Annotated in this window: 11 protein-coding genes, 17 tRNA genes and 1 rRNA gene; 3 read left to right on the plus strand and 26 right to left on the minus strand. The window is 38.7% G+C overall.

Annotated features, from left to right (window positions below; genetic code table 11):
• Window positions 1-98 precede the first annotated feature (98 nt).
• Together thiC and M3225_RS27875 are read left to right on the plus strand one after the other, a co-directional pair.
• Window positions 99-1,868 carry a phosphomethylpyrimidine synthase ThiC gene (gene thiC / locus M3225_RS27870; protein ID WP_251400488.1) on the plus strand — a complete coding sequence of 590 codons (1,770 nt, stop codon included), beginning with the start codon at window positions 99-101 and terminating at the stop codon, window positions 1,866-1,868.
• On the plus strand, window positions 1,846-2,025 hold the full coding sequence (locus M3225_RS27875; protein ID WP_251400490.1) for a hypothetical protein: 180 nt from the start codon (window positions 1,846-1,848) through the stop codon (window positions 2,023-2,025). Before thiC ends, M3225_RS27875 begins: the two co-directional genes overlap by 23 nt.
• 10 nt (window positions 2,026-2,035) lie before the next feature.
• On the opposite strand, the gene M3225_RS27880 is transcribed toward M3225_RS27875, so the two are convergent.
• The 8 genes from M3225_RS27880 to queG form a co-directional block, all read right to left on the minus strand.
• Window positions 2,036-2,491: a VanZ family protein gene (locus tag M3225_RS27880; RefSeq protein WP_251400492.1), complete on the minus strand. Its 456-nt coding sequence runs from the start codon at window positions 2,489-2,491 to the stop codon at window positions 2,036-2,038.
• A 290-nt stretch (window positions 2,492-2,781) separates the two neighbouring features.
• Window positions 2,782-3,678 (minus strand): cation diffusion facilitator family transporter, encoded by an 897-nt coding sequence (locus tag M3225_RS27885; protein ID WP_251400494.1) that lies wholly within the window; start codon window positions 3,676-3,678, stop codon window positions 2,782-2,784.
• A 144-nt stretch (window positions 3,679-3,822) separates the two neighbouring features.
• Window positions 3,823-4,854 (minus strand): DUF3231 family protein, encoded by a 1,032-nt coding sequence (locus M3225_RS27890; protein WP_251400496.1) that lies wholly within the window; start codon window positions 4,852-4,854, stop codon window positions 3,823-3,825.
• A gap of 104 nt (window positions 4,855-4,958) precedes the next feature.
• The gene (gene yhbH, locus M3225_RS27895; RefSeq protein WP_251400498.1) at window positions 4,959-6,137 is read right to left on the minus strand and encodes a sporulation protein YhbH; all 1,179 of its coding nucleotides are present in this window, start codon (window positions 6,135-6,137) and stop codon (window positions 4,959-4,961) included.
• Between the two features lie 324 nt (window positions 6,138-6,461).
• Window positions 6,462-8,357, minus strand: coding sequence for a PrkA family serine protein kinase (locus M3225_RS27900; protein ID WP_013055179.1), 1,896 nt, complete (start codon window positions 8,355-8,357; stop codon window positions 6,462-6,464).
• A 460-nt stretch (window positions 8,358-8,817) separates the two neighbouring features.
• Window positions 8,818-9,291: a tRNA (uridine(34)/cytosine(34)/5-carboxymethylaminomethyluridine(34)-2'-O)-methyltransferase TrmL gene (gene trmL / locus M3225_RS27905; protein ID WP_016762878.1), complete on the minus strand. Its 474-nt coding sequence runs from the start codon at window positions 9,289-9,291 to the stop codon at window positions 8,818-8,820.
• A gap of 64 nt (window positions 9,292-9,355) precedes the next feature.
• Window positions 9,356-10,243, minus strand: a complete 888-nt coding sequence (locus M3225_RS27910; RefSeq protein WP_251400500.1) for an amidase domain-containing protein — start codon at window positions 10,241-10,243, stop codon at window positions 9,356-9,358.
• Between the two features lie 72 nt (window positions 10,244-10,315).
• The gene (queG, locus tag M3225_RS27915) at window positions 10,316-11,452 is read right to left on the minus strand and encodes a tRNA epoxyqueuosine(34) reductase QueG (protein WP_251400502.1); all 1,137 of its coding nucleotides are present in this window, start codon (window positions 11,450-11,452) and stop codon (window positions 10,316-10,318) included.
• Window positions 11,453-11,581: 129 nt separating this feature from the next.
• Here queG and M3225_RS27920 point away from each other — a divergent pair, with 129 nt between their 5' ends.
• Complete coding sequence (locus M3225_RS27920; RefSeq protein ID WP_251400504.1) at window positions 11,582-12,247, plus strand: B3/B4 domain-containing protein; 666 nt, start codon at window positions 11,582-11,584, stop codon at window positions 12,245-12,247.
• Between the two features lie 115 nt (window positions 12,248-12,362).
• Here the strand turns inward: M3225_RS27920 and M3225_RS27925 are convergent.
• From M3225_RS27925 to rrf, 18 genes are all read right to left on the minus strand, one after another.
• Window positions 12,363-12,436: transfer RNA gene (locus tag M3225_RS27925), tRNA-Gly, on the minus strand.
• Window positions 12,437-12,508: 72 nt separating this feature from the next.
• Window positions 12,509-12,590: transfer RNA gene (locus M3225_RS27930), tRNA-Leu, on the minus strand.
• Window positions 12,591-12,620: 30 nt separating this feature from the next.
• Window positions 12,621-12,709 (minus strand) — tRNA-Leu (locus M3225_RS27935).
• Window positions 12,710-12,723: 14 nt separating this feature from the next.
• A tRNA-Cys gene (locus M3225_RS27940) sits at window positions 12,724-12,797 on the minus strand.
• Between the two features lie 32 nt (window positions 12,798-12,829).
• Window positions 12,830-12,904 (minus strand) — tRNA-Gly (locus M3225_RS27945).
• 5 nt (window positions 12,905-12,909) lie between these two features.
• Window positions 12,910-12,984 (minus strand) — tRNA-Gln (locus tag M3225_RS27950).
• 28 nt (window positions 12,985-13,012) lie between these two features.
• Window positions 13,013-13,088: transfer RNA gene (locus M3225_RS27955), tRNA-His, on the minus strand.
• Window positions 13,089-13,118: 30 nt separating this feature from the next.
• Window positions 13,119-13,192 (minus strand) — tRNA-Trp (locus tag M3225_RS27960).
• A 5-nt stretch (window positions 13,193-13,197) separates the two neighbouring features.
• Window positions 13,198-13,281: transfer RNA gene (locus M3225_RS27965), tRNA-Tyr, on the minus strand.
• A 10-nt stretch (window positions 13,282-13,291) separates the two neighbouring features.
• Window positions 13,292-13,367: transfer RNA gene (locus tag M3225_RS27970), tRNA-Thr, on the minus strand.
• Window positions 13,368-13,392: 25 nt separating this feature from the next.
• Window positions 13,393-13,468: transfer RNA gene (locus M3225_RS27975), tRNA-Phe, on the minus strand.
• A gap of 15 nt (window positions 13,469-13,483) precedes the next feature.
• Window positions 13,484-13,559: transfer RNA gene (locus M3225_RS27980), tRNA-Asp, on the minus strand.
• Window positions 13,560-13,562: 3 nt separating this feature from the next.
• Window positions 13,563-13,639 (minus strand) — tRNA-Met (locus tag M3225_RS27985).
• An 11-nt stretch (window positions 13,640-13,650) separates the two neighbouring features.
• Window positions 13,651-13,726 (minus strand) — tRNA-Val (locus M3225_RS27990).
• Window positions 13,727-13,749: 23 nt separating this feature from the next.
• Window positions 13,750-13,824, minus strand: a tRNA-Glu gene (locus tag M3225_RS27995).
• 21 nt (window positions 13,825-13,845) lie between these two features.
• Window positions 13,846-13,937, minus strand: a tRNA-Ser gene (locus M3225_RS28000).
• A 3-nt stretch (window positions 13,938-13,940) separates the two neighbouring features.
• Window positions 13,941-14,015: transfer RNA gene (locus M3225_RS28005), tRNA-Asn, on the minus strand.
• Between the two features lie 9 nt (window positions 14,016-14,024).
• Window positions 14,025-14,140, minus strand: a 5S ribosomal RNA gene (gene rrf, locus M3225_RS28010).
• Window positions 14,141-14,150 lie beyond the last annotated feature (10 nt).

Below are 14,150 nucleotides of genomic sequence, written 5' to 3' on the forward strand. Positions count from 1 at the left end.
CTTTTTTCGCCTATTCCATCGGGTTCTGTCTACCACAGAACCCGATTTTTTTATGGTTCGGTATAGCTACACTTTATGCGAAACCGGAGGAATATGTAATGTCAAAACAAAATGTATCAGTTTCTATGAAAAAGCCTTTTCCAAACAGTCACAAAGTATATATCCAAGGATCTAGAGAAGACCTTAAAGTGCCTATGCGTGAAATTCATCAGTCTCCTACTACAGGATCTTTTGGTGAAGAAGAAAATAGTCCCGTACGTGTATACGACACGAGCGGTGTTTATACAGATCCCTCTTATGAAATTAATTTACAAAAAGGATTACCGGCTCTGCGCGAAAAGTGGATTGCGGAACGAAACGATGTAGAAACATATCACGGACGTACGGTTCAACCACAGGATAACGGCTATTATGATGGTGACCCAAGAGATCAGTACGAGCGCTTTATCACTACTCGCTTACCTCTGCGCGCGAAAAAAAATCAAAATGTAACGCAAATGCACTATGCGAAAAAAGGAGTCATCACGCCTGAAATGGAATTTATCGCTATTCGTGAACAGATGGATCCTGAAGTCGTACGTGAGGAAGTAGCAAAAGGACGAGCAATTATCCCTAATAATATCAACCATCCTGAGAGCGAACCAATGATTATCGGTCGTAAATTCCACGTGAAAATTAATGCTAATATCGGGAATTCTGCTATTCGTTCAGCTATTGAAGATGAAGTAGAAAAAATGACATGGGCAACGCGTTGGGGAGCCGATACAATTATGGATTTATCAACAGGAAAAGATATCCATACAACACGCGAATGGATTATCCGCAACTCGCCTGTTCCTGTAGGGACTGTCCCTATTTACCAAGCGCTTGAAAAAGTAAAAGGCGTAGCAGAAGATCTAACGTGGGAAGCATATCGCGATACATTAATTGAACAAGCAGAACAAGGCGTTGATTACTTTACTATTCACGCAGGTGTTCTTTTACGCTATATTCCTCTGACAGCGAAACGTACGACAGGTATTGTTTCACGCGGCGGATCGATCTTAGCACAGTGGTGTTTAGCTCATCATGAAGAGAACTTTTTATATACTCGCTTTGAAGAAATCTGTGAAATCTGTAAAGCATACGACATTTCTATTTCACTTGGCGATGGGCTACGTCCTGGTTCTATTGCAGATGCTAATGATGAAGCACAGTTTGGTGAATTAGAAACGCTTGGTGAACTAACTAAAATTGCTTGGAAACACGATGTTCAAGTTATGATTGAAGGTCCAGGACATGTCCCTATGCATCTCATCAAAGAAAACGTAGATAAACAAATGGAAATATGTCAAGAAGCTCCCTTCTATACTCTTGGACCGCTTACTACTGACATCGCTCCAGGTTATGACCATATTACATCGGGTATTGGTGCTGCAATGATTGGCTGGTTTGGGACAGCTATGCTTTGCTACGTAACGCCAAAAGAACACTTAGGTCTTCCGAATAAAGAAGACGTTCGAGAAGGTGTTATTACCTATAAAATTGCTGCGCATGCCGCTGACCTAGCAAAAGGCCATCCAGGAGCACAAAAACGCGATAACGCGCTGTCTAAAGCCAGATTTGAATTTAGATGGAATGATCAATTTAACCTGTCACTAGATCCAGAGCGCGCAAAAGAATATCACGATGAAACACTTCCTGCTGAAGGTGCTAAAACAGCCCATTTCTGTTCAATGTGTGGACCTAAATTCTGTTCAATGCGTATTTCTCAAGATATTCGTAACATGGCTCAAGAAAACGAAAAAGATGTAAACGAAGTAAGAAAAGAAGGAATGAAAGAAAAAGCTAAAGAGTTTGTTAACAGTGGTTCAAATATCTATCAATAATGAAGTAGAACAGCTTAAAGAACAAATTAAGCAGCTTGAAGGAAAGTTATTATTTGTTCAGCAAAATTGTCAGCACGTTATCGTTGAATCATCCCATTCTTCCGTAAGGCGCTGTATTAAGTGTTTCTATCAACAAGATGCAAAAAGGACTTCGTAAAGAAGTCCTTTCATCTTTTTTTGAAACGTGCTTTCATCACGTTCTTGATCCAATATAGTATCTTAATAATAACCCAGCCTATAAATGTACCTAGCGTGTTCAAAAAGATATCATCAATATCAAATACTCGTTCCGTTAGCTTGTACTGTAAAATTTCAATCAGAAAACTTATTAAAAAACCAGTCGTAAACACTTGGATAAAACCGTCAAACCACTTCATAAACAAAGGAATAAACATTCCAAGCGGTGCAAACATTACGATATTTCCCAGTATATTTGTCAGAGTGAGCATTATATTACCGCTGTCCCACATCAGACGGATCGTACTAAATAAATCCAAGTTCATTGCTTTTCCGTAAACATGTTCGTTTTCCCGTATGAGAGTAGCATAAATGACCACTGCCATATACGCAATAAATAGAGTGAACATGACTTTTTTAACGATTGACCTGATACTTGCATTCACTTCAACATCACCTTCTTTAACTCCCTAAACCATTTATTATTATCTATATGTATCTGTCCAATGCTTTCATTCGTAGTGAATGCATTTACATGCTTTTTTATCCTATCACATCAATAAATAAATACAATTCCTTTTATACAATTTTATTAAACTTGATTCTTTATGAATAAAAGATAAAAATTCTCATACATTTTGCTTATAAAGCCCCCTTAATTTTATTCTACCTTTTTCATTCATTTCTGCATTTACAAATAAAAAGAAGCAGCGAGATAACAACTCGCTGCTTCTTTTTAATCTGGAAAATAAGGATTCAAATGGATTAATACTTCCTGAATATTATCATGCTTTTTCATAAGTGTTGCTTTGATTTCTCGTCCTAAATCATGGCCTTCCTTAATTGTTTTAAAGTGGTCAATTGAAATACGTACATCAACTAATATGTAATGGCCATGCTCTCTTGCTCGAACGCGATCAATACGCTTCACATCTTTGAATTCATAAATGCTTTCTTCAAGTTCTTTTAGCAACTCTTCATCAATATTGCCTTCCATTAAGATTTGAAAAGACTCTCCCATCATTTGTCTGGCAATATTAAAAATTAAATAAGCAACAAAGATACTGGCTATTTTATCTCCGTATAACAGCAGTTGAACATCCATTCTATCACCAATAATTGATAATAAAACACCAATTGCAGCTGCAATAGAAGCAACAATATCTGCTTTATGATCAAATGCAATTGCCTCAATTGCCTTACTGTGGTGCTGCTTTGCTACGTTTAAAGAATAACGGTACAATAATACCTTTGCTATGTATGAAATAACAGCAATCCACATGGCTAAAATATTTGGAGATTCAACCGGATGGAATAAACCAACGACTCCTTCAAATACCACATAAAATGATACAAGCAATAAAATAATTCCTACGATTCCTGAGACAATCACTTCTGCTTTTCCGTGCCCATATGGATGGTCATTATCTGCTGGCTTATTCGCTACTCGTATAACCAATAAGACAATAATAGAGGCAAATACGTCCGCTGCAGAATGAATACCATCAGCAAATACGGCATCACTATTTCCAATCCATCCTACTATTACTTTTCCTAGCGTAAGTGCAATATTGCTCCATACGCTAATCCATGCTACTTTTTTCGCAATGGACTCCCTTATACTGTTGTTCATTTGCACACCTCGACTTACTTCTTGAAAAATCAGCTTTTTTATCTTATCACTGCTCATTCAAGTGGGTCTAGAGCAATCTATTTTCTTTTAGCTATATATGTTTCAGTACCGCAAAATTACTGATAATCTACAACATACTCCTTATTATTTCTCCGCCAACTTCTTACGATCTGTTGCCATTGGAGGTTCTTCCATCCAACCTTGCTCAATCATAATCCGAATTCCATCTTTTCCATATTTCCCTATACGCCCAATTAGCTGAGAAAATTCTACTGCTACATCCGAACGGAACGACATAGACAAACCAGCACCGCAGTTATCAATAGCGATTGTCACCGCCGTGGAAGTATGATACATCATCAGCTTATCTGAAAATGGTGAAATCGTTGAGTTGGTTACATATGCATCAAGCAGCCTTGGGCTTGGTAAATCAGCTTCAGACAGTAACTCGGTGAAGTGCTTGATTTGCTTACTCGCAAGCTTGACTCCATCAAAAAAATAAGAGCGTAATTTTTGTGTGGTAGCTACTTGACTAAATGCCAACATCAGCGTTTTACCTAATACATTTGTATTAACAATTTCTTGAATAGCCGTAACCTCCAAAGAAGTTAAAGGATGCATTTGAGAGAAAAATGGTGATATAAACGTTTTCTGGTCCACAAAATTTACTTTTACAGGATAAGGAATAACCGGAGGTCTCATCAGCATGCTTTTTCTTAAAATAACGTGGTTAGAATCCTCTAAAAGACTGTCGCTTTCTTTTACACATCGAGATAGGTGGTCATAAATATCTTGCCTTCTCACTGCGCTTAGCGCTCTGGCATATTTCTTCATACCTCCAATGGCCATTTCATTGACATAGATAGCCATAAAAATATCATCAAATAACGCAGGAACTCCTTTGTTCACATCTTGTTCCCCAAAACCTACTGGTATTGGAATTTTTTCCGAACTGAATAATTCCGTCAATTCGTCTACATGAGTTTGTGAAATCTGATGTGCTTTTTTTAAGAGCTCTTTAATCTCGGGATCTTTTACAACAGATAGAAAATACCCAAGAACACATACATACAGCGTATCGCCTAAATATTGCGCCCATAAGTAACCTAACTCGGCTGCGTTCAACCGCTGATTTTGTTGATGTTTTTGCATTTCGCTCTTTATATTTTCGTTCATTCACTTATTCTCCTTTTGAATAAAGTCGTACTTTTACTATTTCCAAAGAAGCGCTGAATAAACCGCATAAAAAAGACCTAGATAACAAGTCTAGGCCTTTTAGGTTATGCATATTTCTGGTCTTCTGTCTCTTTTCTAAAAAAGCTTTTCATCGCATGAAAAACGTCTGATTTTTGTTTTAAAATAAAGTGTCTAAAGTTTTCGTCTTGAATGTTTTTGTAAGCAGACATTAAAGTAGAATGTCGATTGTACTGATTCACTTCCCCATACCCAAACATATTTGACACTTTCATTAATTCGTTTACTAACTTTACACACCTTGCGTTATCTGAAGTTAAGTTATCGCCATCTGAAAAATGAAACGGGTAAATATTATAACGGCTCGGATCATACTTTTGATTAATTAATTCAAGCGCTTTTCGGTAAGCAGATGAGCAGATGGTTCCTCCACTTTCTCCTTTTGAGAAGAAGTCTTCTTCTGATACTACTTTTGCCTCTGTATGATGCGCAATAAATTCAATTTCCACTGTTTCATATTTCGTACGTAAAAAGCGTGTCATCCAAAAGAAAAAGCTTCGTGCCATATATTTTTCCCATATGCCCATCGAACCGCTCGTATCCATCATAGCTAAAACGACTGCTTTGGATTCTGGCTTTATAACTTCATTCCACGTTTTGAATTTTAAATCTTCCGGATAAATAGGATGAAAAGCAGGCTTTCCTGTCATTGCATTTCGCTTATAAGCGCTCATCATAGTTCGTTTTTTATCAATATTCCCCATCAAACCTGTACGTCGTATATCATTAAATTCAATGTGTTCCACAACAATTTGATCAGATTCTTTTCGCTGAAGATTAGGCAGTTCTAATTGAGCAAATAAAGCCTCTTGAAGCTCCATAAGAGACACTTCCGCTTCAAAGTAGTCTTCTCCAGCCTGGTCACCTGCTCCTTGACCTTTTCCTGCTCCTTTTTGACCATCTCCAGCAGATCCGTCACGTGCTACTACATCCCCAACTTTACTGTCTCCATCACCTTGACCCACATGCTTGTTTTTATCATAATTGTACCGAATTCGATATTCATCCAATGATTTAATTGGAATTTTAACAACTTCTCTTCCATTGGACATCACGATATTTTCTTCTGTAATTAAATCCGGTAAATTATTTTTAATCGCTTCTTTAATTTTTTCTTGATGTCTTTTTTGATCATCGTGGCCTTTACGATGGAGGGACCAGTCTTCTTTTGAGACAGCAAAACTTTTATCTACTTCTTTTCCCACGCTATTCCCCTCCTTATTTTAAAAACAACTGCACGTTTTTGCTCGGCATGCATAAGCTATACCGAAAGTTTCTGACAAATACCTTTAGTTCAAAGGTTGGTTACTCTTATCCTATGCGCAAGAATGATATACTTGCTAACTAATTCTTTCCCTATTAACTATTCATTTTATAGTGTCTAGTGTCATTTATATGTTTATAGCTTATCATATGATGGTTATGTGCAATCCGTACTACACATTAGCCTAATTATGCAGAGTTTATTTTAAGAGATAAGAAAAACATGGCACAAATCGGAAGTGCCATGTTTTCTTGTTAGTACTGAGTTATCGATTTAACAAACTTCCTACATAGCGCAGCAGTTCATTAGCAGATACTGAATTGTATCCATGCTCATCAATTAATCGAGCCACTACTTCATTCACTTTCTTCAGCTGCTGCTCATCTGGTGTTTTAGTGGACGTTGTAATTTTCACTACGTCTTTTAAATCCGCAAACAATTTTTTCTGAATCGCTTCACGTAAGCGCTCATGCGAATTATAATCAAATCGTTTTCCTTTACGTGCATAAGCGGAAATACGAATTAAGATTTCTTCGCGGAATGCTTTTTTCGCATTTTCTGAAATACCAATTTGTTCTTCAATGGAACGCATTAATTTATCGTCTGGATTTAACTCTTCTCCTGTTAACGGATCGCGAAGCTTATTCTTATTGCAGTATGCTTCGACATTATCTAAATAATTATCCATCAATGTTTTAGCAGACTCTTCGTACGAATAAACGAACGCTTTTTGCACTTCTTTTTTAGCAATCTCATCATATTCTTTACGCGCCAGAGAAATATAATTTAGGTAACGCTCTCGATCCTCAGCAGAAATAGACGCATGCTGTGCTAACCCTTCTTTCAATGAACGCAGTACATCTAATGCATTGATTGATTTAATATCTTTTCGAATGATGGTAGATGAAATGCGATTAATGACATAACGAGGATCAATACCGCTCATTCCTTCATCCGTATACTCTTTTTGTAACTCTTCCACGTCTGCATCGTTGTATCCTTCTACAGATTGACCGTCGTATAGGCGCATTTTCTTTAATAAATCGATATCGCCTTTTTTAGGCTCTTTTAATCTCGTTAACGTAGTAAAGATAGACGCAATACGTAACGTATGAGGGGCAATATGAACATCTGATACGTCACTTTCACGAATCATTTTGTCATAAATTTTTTCCTCATCACTCACTTTTAAGTTATATGGAACAGGCATCACAATAATTCGTGAATGCAAAGCTTCATTTTTCTTATTGGAAATAAACGAACGATACTCTGTTTCATTTGTATGCGCTACGATTAATTCATCTGCGCTAATTAAAGCAAATCTTCCTGCTTTAAAGTTTCCTTCTTGGGTCAAAGAGAGTAAATGCCATAAAAATTTCTCATCACATTTTAGCATCTCTTGGAACTCCATCATTCCTCGGTTTGCTTTATTAAGCTCTCCGTCAAAGCGGTAAGCACGCGGGTCTGACTCAGATCCATATTCTGCAATTGTTGAAAAGTCAATGCTTCCTGTTAGGTCAGCAATGTCTTGAGATTTCGGATCAGAAGGACTGAACGTTCCGATTCCAGTTCGTTTGTCTTCTGAAAAGAAAATTCGTTCAATAATGACGTCTTCAATTCGGCCGCCATACTCTTCCTCTAATCGCATTGTATTTAAAGGAGATAAGTTTCCTTCAATTCGGATACCATACTCTTCAAAGAAGTCTTTACGTAAATGATGTGGAATTAAATGCAGCGGGTCTTCATGCATTGGGCATCCTTTAATAGCGTAAACAGCTCCTCGATCAGTAAGCGAATAAGCTTCAAGCCCTCTTTTTAACATGGTCACTAGCGTAGATTTACCACCACTTACTGGACCCATTAAAAGTAAAATACGTTTACGAACATCTAAACGCTTTGCAGCTGGATGAAAATATTCTTCCACCAACCGTTCTAGCGAATCTTCAAGTCCAAACATTTGTCCACTGAAAAATTTATAATGTCTTTTACCATTTACCTCTTCAATTCCTGCATCCTTTATCATGTTGTATACTCTAGAGTGTGCAGGCTGAGCAATTAAAGGCTCATCTTTAATCAGCTTTAGGTACTCTTCAAATGTCCCTTCCCACTTAAGACGATTCTCTTCTTCGCGGTATCTTTCAACTTTCTTTAATATATCCATTAAAGGACCTCCCCTACTAGTTATGGTGCTAGTGAACAAGATTAATACAATCTATGCAGCAAAATGTTTGAACATGCTTTTTAAATTGTAAAATTCAGAAATTTGTCCTTGCTAGGCATTCACAGTGAAGTATTTATTGGATATAATAAAAGAGTAAGAAGGGACGGTTAAACTTTGTTAGAGAACTTATGTCTCTAAAAGATTTATTTTGTTATTATTACACATCATGAGATATAAGAAGTCGGTTTTAAATGTAGTAGCTTTATAATCCTTTTAATTAGATTGAGGAGGAAAATCAATGCGCTTACTTTTAGTATTAGGAGTAACAATTGCTTTTTTAGCATCCATCTTCAGAGCGGGATACAATGATAAACCGGGAGTTAAAAAATAACCACTACATATCATCGTCGACATAAATAAAAAAAGCGAGGTTCAATAAAATTTGAACCTCGCTTTTTACTTAAGATAGACCAGCGTAATTTTGTTGACGCAGCGCTTCATAGATTAAAATAGCTGCTGTATTAGATAAATTTAAAGAACGAACATTTTCTGTCATCGGTAAACGAAGACATCTTTCCATGTTCTCTTCAATAATGTGCTTTGGCAGCCCCTTTGTTTCTCTTCCAAATACGAAGAAATGATCCTGTTCTAAGTCACTATAATCAAATGTTGTATGTGGCTGCTGACCAAATTTTGTGATGAAGTAGAAACCTGCTTCAGGATACTTTTCAAATACTTCTTCTAATGAATCATGATACACCACATTTACAAATTCCCAGTAATCCAATCCAGCTCGCTTTAACATTTTATCATCTGTTGAAAAGCCTAACGGTCGAACTAAATGCAACGTCGTATTTGTTGCTGCACATGTTCGCGCAATATTTCCTGTATTTGCTGGAATTTCTGGTTGAAATAACACTACGTGTACTCCCACAAATTTTCACCTCTGCTAACAAATCTATTCATCATTATACCACTAACTTGCTAAAACGAAAGTCCTACTGATCAACGATATGGAAAAAATCATACTTAATCTTTGGCGTATAAGCCGTTGAATCTTCATAAGCCCAATATCTCATTCGACTATTATACGTGTTCGCATTCACAAGAGGCATACCGTGACCGTCTTTTGCTACAACAATCGTCGTATGATTCCATCTTCCATCTCCTTCAAAATCGTAGCAGATAACGTCTCCGGGAACGAGTTCGCTTGCTGAAGATTTCCGCACAGCCCGAAGTCCTGATTTGGAGTTACTTAAATAGCTATGCATGGAATGCGCAACTGCCCAGCTGTAGCTCCAGGCGTTCCCTCTCATCCACCATCCGGCTGCTTTTTTAGGATATCCCCGCATTGGCGCCTTTCCTGCATGCAAACACTGTGAGATATAGTTAGTGCAGTTTACATCAAACTGCTTGTAATTTTGGTTAGGTTTATCCCAATATTTTTCCGCATACTGAACAGCCGCAAGACGATCATAATAAGAGGCTCTTTCTTCGCCTTGCTCTACTTCTTCTACATTCATTTTAATCTCATCTTCAGAAAAATCCTTTACCAGCAGCTCATCTTGAATAAGGGTATCTTTATAAAAAAGAGCTAAACGATCTTCAATTTCTTCTTCTATATAGAAAAAATTGTTTTGTTTTAGAAATGCCTGAATGTGCACCTTATATAATACTCTTGTTTCTTCCTGATCCGTATGAGTGGATTGAATAGAACCTTTCATATTACATTTTAAAACGTCAACTTCTCTTTTTTTTATAAGAGACCGCTTTAGCTCACACTGCTGTTCAATGAAAGGCTTAAAGTCTTCATGAAGCTCACCTTTTACATAGCTGTCCGCACGCGCTTTAATTAAAGTATATAATACATTCCTTTTTGTTAGCATAATGTCACCACTTTTCTAAGCGTTTATTATACGCTATGACTCATTAGCTAACTTTATCAATAAAAATACGGTTTAGATCTCTTGAAGCATCTCTATACCTTTTGACATTTCTTCAATTACTTCTTGATCCTTTTCTTTTTCTCTTAAGTTCATAAGTGTATCTAACGCTTCTTTATCACCAATTTTGCCTAATGCCCATGCCGCTGTTCCTCGAATGACAGGGCGAACGTCATTTTTAATTAAATCAATTAAATCTGGAACGGCGGTTTGATCTTTGAAATGGGCCAGTGCAATAATGGCATTACGCTGAATTGGCTTTTTCCCTCTCCAAGACCCTGAAACATGTCCAAATTTTTCTTTGAACTCGCGATTACTCATCGTTAAAAGCGGTTTTAATTTAGGCTTCGCAAGTTCTGGGTCGGGCTCCATCTCAGGGTGAAAATGAAAGTCTTTTCCTTTGTTTTTAGGACACACAGTTTGACATGTATCACAGCCATATAAACGATTGCCTAATTTACTTCGAAATTCTTCAGCTAAAAATCCTTTTGTTTGGGTTAAAAAGGCAATGCATCGCTGCGAATTCAGCTGACCGCCTGTTACAAGCGCGCCGGTAGGGCACACGTCCACGCACTTATTACAAGTACCACAACCGTCTTCTATCGGTTTATCAGGAGGAAACGGGATATCTGTAATCATTTCTCCTAAATACACGTAGGAACCGAATTCAGGTGTAATAATAGCACAGTTCTTACCGCTCCAGCCAATACCAGCTCTTTCTGCTACGGCTCGGTCCGATAGCTCGCCTGTGTCTACCATCGATTGAAGGGTAGCTGCAGGTACTTTTTCTTTTATAAATGTTTCAAGCTTTTGAAGCCTATCACGTAAAACCGTATGATAATCTTGTCCCCAAGAAGCTCGGCAAAAGATCCCTCGGCGATCTTCCTTTGTGCTCTTTGGTGCATCCTTTAATTTAGAAGGATACGCAAGTGCAATTGAAATAATAGATCTAGCTTTTGGAACAACTAATGTGGGATCTACTCTCTTTTCAATATCAGGTTCTTCAAAGCCTGAAGCATAACCTAACTCTTGCTGTGCTAACAATCGATTTTTTAACTCATCAAACATAGAAGCACTCGCAAATCCAATCTTATCGATTCCAATCTCTTTGCTGTATGAAATAATTTCTTCCTTCAATTGATACGCATTCATAGTGAGTAATAGCCTCCTTTCTAAGAAATTCTATATATTCATGCATTGAACTGTTTTCTCACTCAATGAAATGATAGGATGATATCTATAAACGAACAAATACTAATTATAATAGAAAGGATCAAAAAAATGAACTTTACATTATCACCCGCTATTAAACAGCTTTGCCCTTCTTTTAAAATGGGAATCATTCAGTATAAAAATATTGAAGTTGACGATTCTCCTCAAATGCTAAAAGGACGCCTGCGCCTCTTTCAAGAATCCATTTATTTCGACCTTGAGTCAAAAAAAGTAACAGAATTTGAAGGTGTTAGCGAGTGGAGAAAGCTTTTCAAAACATTTGGAACTGATCCAAGTAAATATCGTCCTTCTATAGAAGCTTTAATTCGACGAATAGGAAAACAAACGTATTTGCCTTCTATCAATTCTGCTGTTGACATTAATAACTTTTTTTCATTGCAATATGAAGTACCAATTGGAATTTATGATTCCTCTAATTTAGAGGGCCCAATCGAATTTACTATCGGTACAAAAGAAGAGTCTTATGAAGCTCTAAATGAGCGTAGCATTTCTTTAGAAAATAAAATCATTTCAAAAGATGCCCTAGGAGCTTTCGGAAGTCCTTATGTCGATTCTAACCGAGCGTACGTAACTGAAAAGACAACACAAGCTGTACAGTTCATCTATTTAAAACCTTCACTTTCAGAAGAACAGGCTTATAAACTAACTAAATCCTTAAGTGACATGTTCATTCAAATTCACGGCGGCGAAACAACATATCAAGTCATTAACTGATGTACGCAAATATAGCGTCTATCTTTTCAAGATAGACGCTATATTTACGCTAAAAATAAAAAACGCAACATCTCAGCTTTGAAAGCGAGACACTGCGTTGTGATAACAATATGTATGGAGCGGGTGATGAGAATCGAACTCACGACATCAGCTTGGAAGGCTGAGGTTTTACCACTAAACTACACCCGCAAATATTATCAAAATTTGTCGACCGATAAGTAAAAATAAAAACAGGAATCATCCTGTCAGGTAAAGCTAAAGTACCGATGGTCGGGGTCGAACCGACACTCCCGAAGGAACACGATTTTGAGTCGTGCGCGTCTGCCAATTCCGCCACATCGGCAAAATAAAAAAGGCAAGTTAAAATTACAAATGGTGCCGAGGGCCGGACTTGAACCGGCACGGTAGTCACCTACCGCAGGATTTTAAGTCCTGTGTGTCTGCCAATTCCACCACCCCGGCAGCTTGTAAATAAATGGAGGCGGCAACCGGATTTGAACCGGTGATAAAGGTTTTGCAGACCTCTGCCTTACCACTTGGCTATGCCGCCATTTATTCAAGACTAAATAACTTTATTAAAATTGGAGCGGAAGACGAGGTTCGAACTCGCGACCCCCACCTTGGCAAGGTGGTGTTCTACCACTGAACTACTTCCGCAAATATGGCTGGGCTAGCTGGATTCGAACCAACGCATGACGGAATCAAAATCCGTTGCCTTACCGCTTGGCGATAGCCCAATATTGGAATATGCATATCGTTTATAAATGGGGCGACTGATGGGAATCGAACCCACGAATGCCGGAACCACAATCCGGTGCGTTAACCACTTCGCCACAATCGCCACGTATATATGCAATGTTGTTTTTATAATTGGCAGGGGCAGTAGGAATCGAACCCACACTGACGGTTTTGGAGACCGTAGTTCTACCTTTAAACTATGCCCCTATAAATGGTGGAGGGGGGCAGATTCGAACTGCCGAACCCGAAGGAGCGGATTTACAGTCCGCCGCGTTTAGCCACTTCGCTACCCCTCCACAATAACTGTGGTGCCGGCAAGAGGACTTGAACCCCCAACCTACTGATTACAAGTCAGTTGCTCTACCAGTTGAGCTACACCGGCATTTTAAAAACAAGTGTTTTTAAAATGGTGGCTCGGGACGGAATCGAACCGCCGACACAAGGATTTTCAGTCCTTTGCTCTACCAACTGAGCTACCGAGCCTTATTAAATTTAAAATGGCGGTCCCGACGGGAATCGAACCCGCGATCTCCTGCGTGACAGGCAGGCATGTTAACCGCTACACCACGGGACCACTTGGTTGCGGGGACAGGATTTGAACCTGCGACCTTCGGGTTATGAGCCCGACGAGCTACCGAACTGCTCCACCCCGCGATGATAATATATGGTGGAGGATGACGGGATCGAACCGCCGACCCCCTGCTTGTAAGGCAGGTGCTCTCCCAGCTGAGCTAATCCTCCACTATTATGTAGATAAAAATAAATGGTGACCCGTACGGGATTCGAACCCGTGTTACCGCCGTGAAAGGGCGGTGTCTTAACCGCTTGACCAACGGGCCACTGTGTTAATTAGATAAAAATGGCGGAGAGCAAGGGATTTGAACCCTTGAGACAGCGTTAACCGCCTACACGATTTCCAATCGTGCTCCTTCGGCCACTCGGACAGCTCTCCAAATGGCTCCACAGGTAGGACTCGAACCTACGACCGATCGGTTAACAGCCGATAGCTCTACCACTGAGCTACTGTGGAATAATAACAGCCTGGCAACGTCCTACTCTCACAGGGACAAAGTCCCAACTACCATTGGCGCTAAAGAGCTTAACTTCCGTGTTCGGTATGGGAACGGGTGTGACCTCTTCGCTATCGCCACCAGACATATTATAT

Origin of the sequence: Priestia aryabhattai, from assembly GCF_023715685.1 — a bacterium.
GTDB classification, from domain to species: Bacteria; Bacillota; Bacilli; order Bacillales; family Bacillaceae_H; genus Priestia; species Priestia aryabhattai_B.

Bases quoted from the DNA above. Each gene is read 5' to 3' on its own strand.
- M3225_RS27920 (WP_251400504.1), top strand. From the start codon at position 11,582: ATGAACTTTACATTATCACCCGCTATTAAACAGCTTTGCCCTTCTTTT.
- queG (WP_251400502.1), bottom strand. From the start codon at position 11,452: ATGAATGCGTATCAATTGAAGGAAGAAATTATTTCATACAGCAAAGAG.
- M3225_RS27890 (WP_251400496.1), bottom strand. From the start codon at position 4,854: ATGAACGAAAATATAAAGAGCGAAATGCAAAAACATCAACAAAATCAG.
- thiC (WP_251400488.1), top strand. From the start codon at position 99: ATGTCAAAACAAAATGTATCAGTTTCTATGAAAAAGCCTTTTCCAAAC.
- M3225_RS27910 (WP_251400500.1), bottom strand. From the start codon at position 10,243: ATGCTAACAAAAAGGAATGTATTATATACTTTAATTAAAGCGCGTGCG.
- M3225_RS27900 (WP_013055179.1), bottom strand. From the start codon at position 8,357: ATGGATATATTAAAGAAAGTTGAAAGATACCGCGAAGAAGAGAATCGT.
- M3225_RS27885 (WP_251400494.1), bottom strand. From the start codon at position 3,678: ATGAACAACAGTATAAGGGAGTCCATTGCGAAAAAAGTAGCATGGATT.